This is a genomic window from Actinomycetes bacterium (assembly GCA_036510875.1).
Classification (GTDB): Bacteria; Actinomycetota; Actinomycetes; order Prado026; family Prado026; genus DATCDE01.
On the sequence record DATCDE010000062.1, the window covers coordinates 1 to 6,435 of the forward strand.

Annotated in this window: 6 protein-coding genes and 1 pseudogene; 4 read left to right on the forward strand and 3 right to left on the reverse strand. The window is 68.5% G+C overall.

What is annotated here, in order from left to right; genetic code table 11:
• Positions 1 to 603: reductase (locus VIM19_03385; protein HEY5183952.1), on the forward strand; the 603-nt coding region annotated here is incomplete at its 5' end.
• Positions 604 to 953: 350 nt separating this feature from the next.
• On the opposite strand, the gene VIM19_03390 is transcribed toward VIM19_03385, so the two are convergent.
• Positions 954 to 1,322: a hypothetical protein gene (locus VIM19_03390; GenBank protein ID HEY5183953.1), complete on the reverse strand. Its 369-nt coding sequence runs from the start codon at positions 1,320 to 1,322 to the stop codon at positions 954 to 956.
• Between the two features lie 291 nt (positions 1,323 to 1,613).
• On the opposite strand from VIM19_03390, the gene VIM19_03395 reads away from it, so the two are divergent.
• Complete coding sequence (locus VIM19_03395) at positions 1,614 to 2,828, forward strand: hypothetical protein (protein ID HEY5183954.1); 1,215 nt, start codon at positions 1,614 to 1,616, stop codon at positions 2,826 to 2,828.
• A gap of 115 nt (positions 2,829 to 2,943) precedes the next feature.
• On the opposite strand, the gene VIM19_03400 is transcribed toward VIM19_03395, so the two are convergent.
• Entirely contained in the window at positions 2,944 to 3,177 is a 234-nt protein-coding gene (locus VIM19_03400; protein HEY5183955.1) for a hypothetical protein, read from the reverse strand.
• Positions 3,178 to 3,522: 345 nt separating this feature from the next.
• Between VIM19_03400 and VIM19_03405 the strand changes: the two genes are divergently transcribed.
• Together VIM19_03405 and VIM19_03410 are read left to right on the forward strand one after the other, a co-directional pair.
• Complete coding sequence (locus VIM19_03405; GenBank protein HEY5183956.1) at positions 3,523 to 4,008, forward strand: hypothetical protein; 486 nt, start codon at positions 3,523 to 3,525, stop codon at positions 4,006 to 4,008.
• Between the two features lie 984 nt (positions 4,009 to 4,992).
• Complete coding sequence (locus VIM19_03410; protein HEY5183957.1) at positions 4,993 to 5,640, forward strand: TMEM175 family protein; 648 nt, start codon at positions 4,993 to 4,995, stop codon at positions 5,638 to 5,640.
• 34 nt (positions 5,641 to 5,674) lie between these two features.
• Here VIM19_03410 and VIM19_03415 read toward each other — a convergent pair.
• Positions 5,675 to 5,827 (reverse strand): annotated as a pseudogene (locus tag VIM19_03415) (NAD(+)--rifampin ADP-ribosyltransferase).
• Positions 5,828 to 6,435: the final 608 nt, after the last annotated feature.

Below are 6,435 nucleotides of genomic sequence, written 5' to 3' on the forward strand. Positions count from 1 at the left end.
CTCGACCGCGAGCTCGGTTCAGACCGCGTCGTGCACCTACGTGCCGGTCTGATCCTCGGCCCGCTCGAGAACGTCGATCGGCTGCCGTGGTGGCTGCGCCGCGTCGCACGCGGGGGTCGCGTGCTTGCACCGGGACCGAGCGACCTCGGCGTCCAGTACGTCGATGCGCGCGACCTCGCGGCCTTTGCGCTCGACGCCGGATCGCAGGGTCGCAGCGGACCGATCAACGTCGTATCGCCGGTCGGGGCCGCCACGATGAGTGCACTGCTCGAGTCGTGCCTGGAGGTCACCGAGTCCGACGCGCAGCTGGTCTGGGTCGACCCGGAGCTCGTCCTCGAGCAGGGCATCGAGCCGTGGACCGAGCTCCCGATCTGGGTGCCGCGCGACGACGTCGAACTGTGCGCCCTGCACAACAGCGACGTGTCGCGCGCACTCCTGTGGGGGCTGAGGATCCGGCCGCTGAGCGAGACCGTCGCCGACAGCTGGACGTGGATGCGCCAGGTCGACGCCGCGGGCACCACACCGACACCGCGCGACCACATCGGCCTCGACCCCGCGAAGGAGGCCGCGGCCCTCTCCGTGTGGGACGCCCGCGAGGCCTAGCACCTCGACACCCAGCACGACGGGGGCCGAAGGTGCCGAAGATGCGCGCCACCCAGAGTGCACGCGAAGCCGATCAGGAGCGGGTCCCCCATCGCTGGATTTGGCAGTCTTCGAGCGCCGGCACCAGGCGCGTCGCACTTGGGTAGCCCTGGGCCAACAAGACGGGGGATCCCTGGCTGATCCTTCGCGGTCGCATGCGGCCAAGTCTGCGCGGGCGACCTGGATCGATACCGTGGCACCGTCGGCAGGGTGCGGGGCGCCGAGTGGTACTGCGTGTTAGCGCGTGTCGCTTGCTGCACAGGTCTTGAGTGCCCTGGCGCGGCCCGCACCAGGATGAGCCAACGTGGTCGTCAACTACGTCGAGTGCGGGGCTTGCGGTCGCGGACCGAGAGGACCGCGCCGTCGCGCGCGACGACGACGGTGAGGCTTCCGCGGCTTAGGCGCATGCGCCCGTTACCTGCCGCGTCGGGCTCGATCTCGTCGGGTGCGGCGATGACGGTGCGGATCGCGTCCTCGCTGACCCCGTCGGCGGCGGCTGCGCTCCGGGCACCGTTGCTCATCCGGAGAGGTGCCAGGTCGTCGGCGACTTCGACATCGGGCAGGGCCTGCGGGTGGGCTTCGAGCGCGGCTACGTCCGCGGCGAAGTCGGCCTCGATCTGCGCATCGGAGAGCTCCCGAACGGGCGGAGCCTGGAACGTGAGGGTGAAGGCAGAAGTCATCAAGTCCTATTCTTTCAGCCGCTGCGAGTTCGGGGCGGCGTCAACATGGCCAGGGCGCGTCGTGCGCCGCTCGGCGGAGAGTGTTACCGGCCCGAGGACTCGGGCTGATGCGTCCCACCCACTGTACGGGCCGAACGACTCCCGCTGCTGCATTGAGGGCGATTACAGGGGGCGGCAGGGCTAGCGCTTCTGGAAGAACCGAAAGTCCCCGCTTGATCCTTTTCGGTTCCAATGGCCCTGTCCTTGGGCACTGGACGGCGAGAGCCTGGAACTGACCTGAAGGAGGTCGTCATGAAGACCGCACTGGGCACGCCTCCCGTCGTGGCGAAACCCCCGGACGGTTCGGCGCCCGTGGAATGGCGCGCTCATCTGCTCGAAGGACTTGCCTACGTCGGGGCGGCGCTCGTGGTCGCCGCGGCGGCGACCCTGGTCTTCAACGTCTGGGACACCCTCGCCGTGGCCGGTCAGACCGCGCTGGTTGCGTCGATCGCGGCGCTGCTGCTGGTCGCCGGCCTGGTCGTCGGTGGCTTCCTGAACCACGGCTGGGCTGCCCAGCGGGCTGCCCTGTCCGCTGAGTCCGAGGGAGCGCGTCGGCGCCTGTCCGGCGTGCTGCTCACCGGCGGGGCGGTGGCGGCCGGCGGTGCGCTATTCGTCGGACTCGGGGTGGACAACGAGCACTTCCTACTGCCCGGCGCGCTGTTCGGGACCCTGCTGGTGGCCGTGGCCTGGTGGCTCACCGGCACCGTGGTGACCGAGCTGGCGCTCGGCGCCGGGGTGCTGGTGTCCGTCGCGAGCCTCGGCGCCTACGTCACCGTCCACGAGCCGTGGACGAGCGTGACGTTCTTCGTCCTCGGGCTGCTGTGGGCGGCCGCGGCGACGTTCGGCCTGCTCCGCCACCGGCTGACCTCGATGGCCGTCGGGCTGCTGGTGGCGCTCAACATGGCCAACTCCGCGTCGGTCGTGCGCGTCGAGGGGCAGCCGCCGTCCGACTGGCCGGCGTACCTGATGTTGGGCGTCTTCGCCGTGGGCTGCCTCGTCGCCTACGCACGGCTGCGTGGCTGGCCGTTCATCGTCGGTGGCCTGCTGAGCACGTTCGTGCTGCTGATCCGGTTGATCAGCGTCTACACGCACGGCGCGGCGACGACCCTGGCGCTGCTGTGCGCTGGCCTGGCGATCCTGGTCGGTGCCGGCTTGCTCTGGAAGTTCCGCCCAGCCAAGCCGGGGCCCCCCGAGGCCACAACCGGCCCGGCCGCCGGCGCCGCACCCATGGGCTGGGCGCTCGGCGACTGGCCGTACCGGGCCGCCTTCGCCGCGGAGCCGCTGCCGGCTGCGCTGGTGGACGACAGCACGCGCGTGCTCGACGTGAACGCAGCCCTGGCGGAGCGGCTGCACGTGCGGCCGGAGGCGGTGCGCGGCAGTGTGCTCGACGTCGTGCTGGCCGACTACCCGGGGCCGGTCAAGCACACCCAGCTGGCCGAGGGGTACGACCTGGTGACCCTGAACTAGCCCGGTCGGCGAGGCCAACCGGCACAGCGGCGACCGCACCATCGACGGGCACGCTGTGTCGTTGCCGGTGACGGGGTGCCGGGGCGGCCGTCGGGCGACGTGCACCCGCCACGGGTCAGGTGAGGGGGCCCTTGGCGAGGTGGCTCACCCGCGGCCCCATGGCCTCGGCCAGGGCCACGACGGCCGACAGCGGCCGGACCATGACGGTCAGCTCGGCGACCAAGCCGTCCCCGGCGAGGCGGAGGTGGTCCAGGCCGTGCATCTCGTGGCCGGCCACGGCGGCGGTGAACACCAGCGCGTGCGTGCCGTCCCCGACCAGTTCGTCGACGTACCTGAAGCGCTCGAACACCTCGAGCGAGGCTCCTCGAGTTCCGATTCATCGGGCCGCCCGCGCCCGGGCTGCCCCGGAACAGGCTTCCCATCGGCAGCGAGGACTCGTGAACCGTTTCACCGACATCAACTTGTCTGCCCGGCATGGCCACGACGCTCGCCGCAGCCAGCACCTGGCCCGGCGCCGCCTACACAATCCGGAGAGCACAGGCTCGGCGGCCGACGTGCCAGTGGGGCAGGGGTGGACGGTGAACTACCGTTGCGTCCGGTGACTGACAGGCTGACCGGGCAGGAGACAGCGCACTGCTCGGGCGACACCTGGCGCTCGCCGGAGAACGATCAGCACAGGAGGGCGGAGCACATAATGGACGAGAACTCACCGGTGGCTACGCCGGTCGGGACGATTCCGGTTCACCTGTTCTACGCCCAGGATGAGCGCCGGGCGGCCAGCCGGACCCTGAACTACGGAAGTCGGTGGACTCGGGAGGGCTGGACTGGGGATGCGGACCACGTGGTGGAGCTGTACTGGCTCAGTGCCACCCACGAACTGGTCGCGTTCTACGTCGCGTACGACTGGAGCCGGGTGGACCCGAGCGAGTTGACATTGTCCGCCTCCGAAACCATCGGCGAGGACTACGGTGCCGGACTCGAGGTGAGTCACCTACTGCGCGTGCTGGACGAGGCGTCAGCCGAGATCTACGTCGAAGTCCTCGCACACCTGGGCTCGGACCTGGAATGCCACAAGGTGATGTTCGGCTGGCAGTGGCTGCAGCACCACCCGGACGGCCTCGACCACATCCGGCACCGCCTGACTGGGCCGGCTGATTCCGCCCACACTGCAGGACCGTAGGCCGGTGAGACGGTTCTCCCACCGCCTGTGGCCGACAGCAGATCCAAGTAGTCGCATCTCGACGCACGACTCAACCGGACTCTCTCGGTCGAGGATCTGCAAAGCCGTGTCCAACGGGTCGACCCAGCTAGGGGACTGACTCCTCGCGGGACGTTTCGCCCGGCCGGCCCGCCCGCCGGGAGGTATCAGACGACGCGCAACGCCCGGGGCCTCGGGTGAAAGCGGAACAGCGACAGGCGCCACCCGACCACCGACAGAAGGCACTCGGAGTCGCACCCACTGTTTCGGCCCGCCCCGATGTGCCGATATCGACCGGATCTCCACGACGCGAATCTCGGATTCCCACGCAGCGCCGGGCGAGTTCTCGACGCGGTCAACCGCTGGTCAACATCGGCGGCGTGGACGATGCCGGACGCGTCTGGACGTTCAGCGACGGTGCGGGTCGTTGACCTGCGCAGACGACTTTCCGCTGCCGTCGGTGAGTGTCCGCTGGCATCCAGACACCGTCGCTCATAACCCAGAGGTCGCAGGTTCAAATCCTGCCCCCGCTACTGAATGTCCGCAGGTCAGAGGCATGATCACCGATCTTGGTGGTCATGCCTCTGGCGTTCCGGTCAACAGCCGGTCAACAGAACCTCGGGCAGTGTCCGGGTGCTCAGGCGGGTTCTGGTTGGTGGGCCTGCCATCGGTAGACCTACGCGGACGCCGGTGGACGAACTGGCTGCCAAGAGAATCGGCCAAGTGTAGTGACCTCTGGGTCGAAATCCCAGGGGTCACCGGACCTGCATCTTGGCAAGGGATATGCACGGAACGGGGCTGCTGTTCAGCACCTAGGCAAGTCCTGCCAGGGGCCCGATGCTGCCGAAGTGTCATGTTCGGCGGGACACGGATCGCACCAGAACGGCATCACTTCGGCGCGCGCCGCCGGTCGGTCGGTGCGCGCGCCGCGACCAGTTCCGTCGCTTGAGACACCACAATCTCCGCATGGCAACAGGTGAACCCGCGACACCCTCCGGCGGACTCTCGCGCTCCGACACCGTGCGACTGGAGGCTCTCAGCGATGGGGTCATCGCCGTCGCGATCACTTTGCTCGTCCTCGACTTGAAGGTCCCCCACGTCGGCGAAGAGTCCCTGTGGAGCGCGCTGGTGGGGCAGTGGCCCTCGTATGCCGCCTACGTCACATCGTTCCTGGTCATCGGGATCTTGTGGGTGAACCATCACTCGATCTTCCGCCAGATCAGGTACGCGACCAGGGGCCTGATGCTGACCAACCTGACGCTCTTGATGCTCATCGTCGCCATACCGTTCGCCACTTCCTTGGTCGCGGACTACCTGACCGAATCCGGCATCAACGCGAAGGTTGCGATGGCGACTTACAACGCACTCGCTCTGTCGATCGCTATCGCCATGACGGTCCTGTGGGGATATGCGCTGAGGCGTCCCGAACTGCTGGAGCCCGATGTCGACGTTCAAGCCGCACGAAAGGCGTTTCCGCGCTTCAGCATCGGCAGCACGGTTTACGCGGTGCTGATTCTCGTCTCGTTCCTCAGCGCTCTGCTGGCGCTCGCGGGCACGTTCCTCGTGGCCCTCTACTACGCCTTCGAACACCTACCCAAGGCGCGCCCTGCCTAGAGCTATAGCCCTTCGCACCCAACAGTGCCGAATAGTTGATGATCTCGCCACGTTCGTCTGCGAAGATCGCCGCTAGGCGGTCGCGCCATACCTGGAGCGCCGCGGGGGTGAGCCGCGTCCAGTCAGTCACCTCGCCGACGATCCGCAAAGGATCTCTGCTGCGGTAGGACCGGGTCGGGTTACCGGGGATCATCCAGAACGTCGCTCATCGCCACAGCCTGCAGGGACGACAATGGTGCACCCGCGCCTATTGCCGGCTCTCGCGCTCCAGGTCATGCGCCCTGCGTCGGCACAGCGGGGAGCTCCAACGCAAGGAATGGAAGGCCCTTGTTTGCGTGCCCGGGACAGCGGGTAGTCTTTCCCCTACGGTCAGTGCCCAAGGTACTTGGTGCCTGACCGAGCGAGCGTCAAGCAGCGGCGTTCGGCCCTGAGCCAGGTCAAGGGCTGGGCGGGCGTTGGTCGTGCTGCGGCGGGCGCCCTTGGTGGCGCATCGGCCCACCGGTCATGAGTTGGTCCGGGGTCGCGCTGCGCATCGGGAACGGACGCGACGATGGGCGATGTCGGGTACATCGAAGACTTGTCTCCTCGATCCTTGACCGTGCGCGGCCAGGCGAGGACATCGGCCGCTCCCCACCGGATCGGTGGGCCGGTGGCCGCGGACTCCGTGTCCGGCATGCCAGGTCGGAGGTCGGGGCTCCCGTCTGCTGGGGCGGAGTCCGAGCGCCAGAGCGTGTGGGTCGGCGAGGTCACCTGGCGGGAGGTCGCCGATCTGCGCGAGGCCCTCTTCGACGAGTT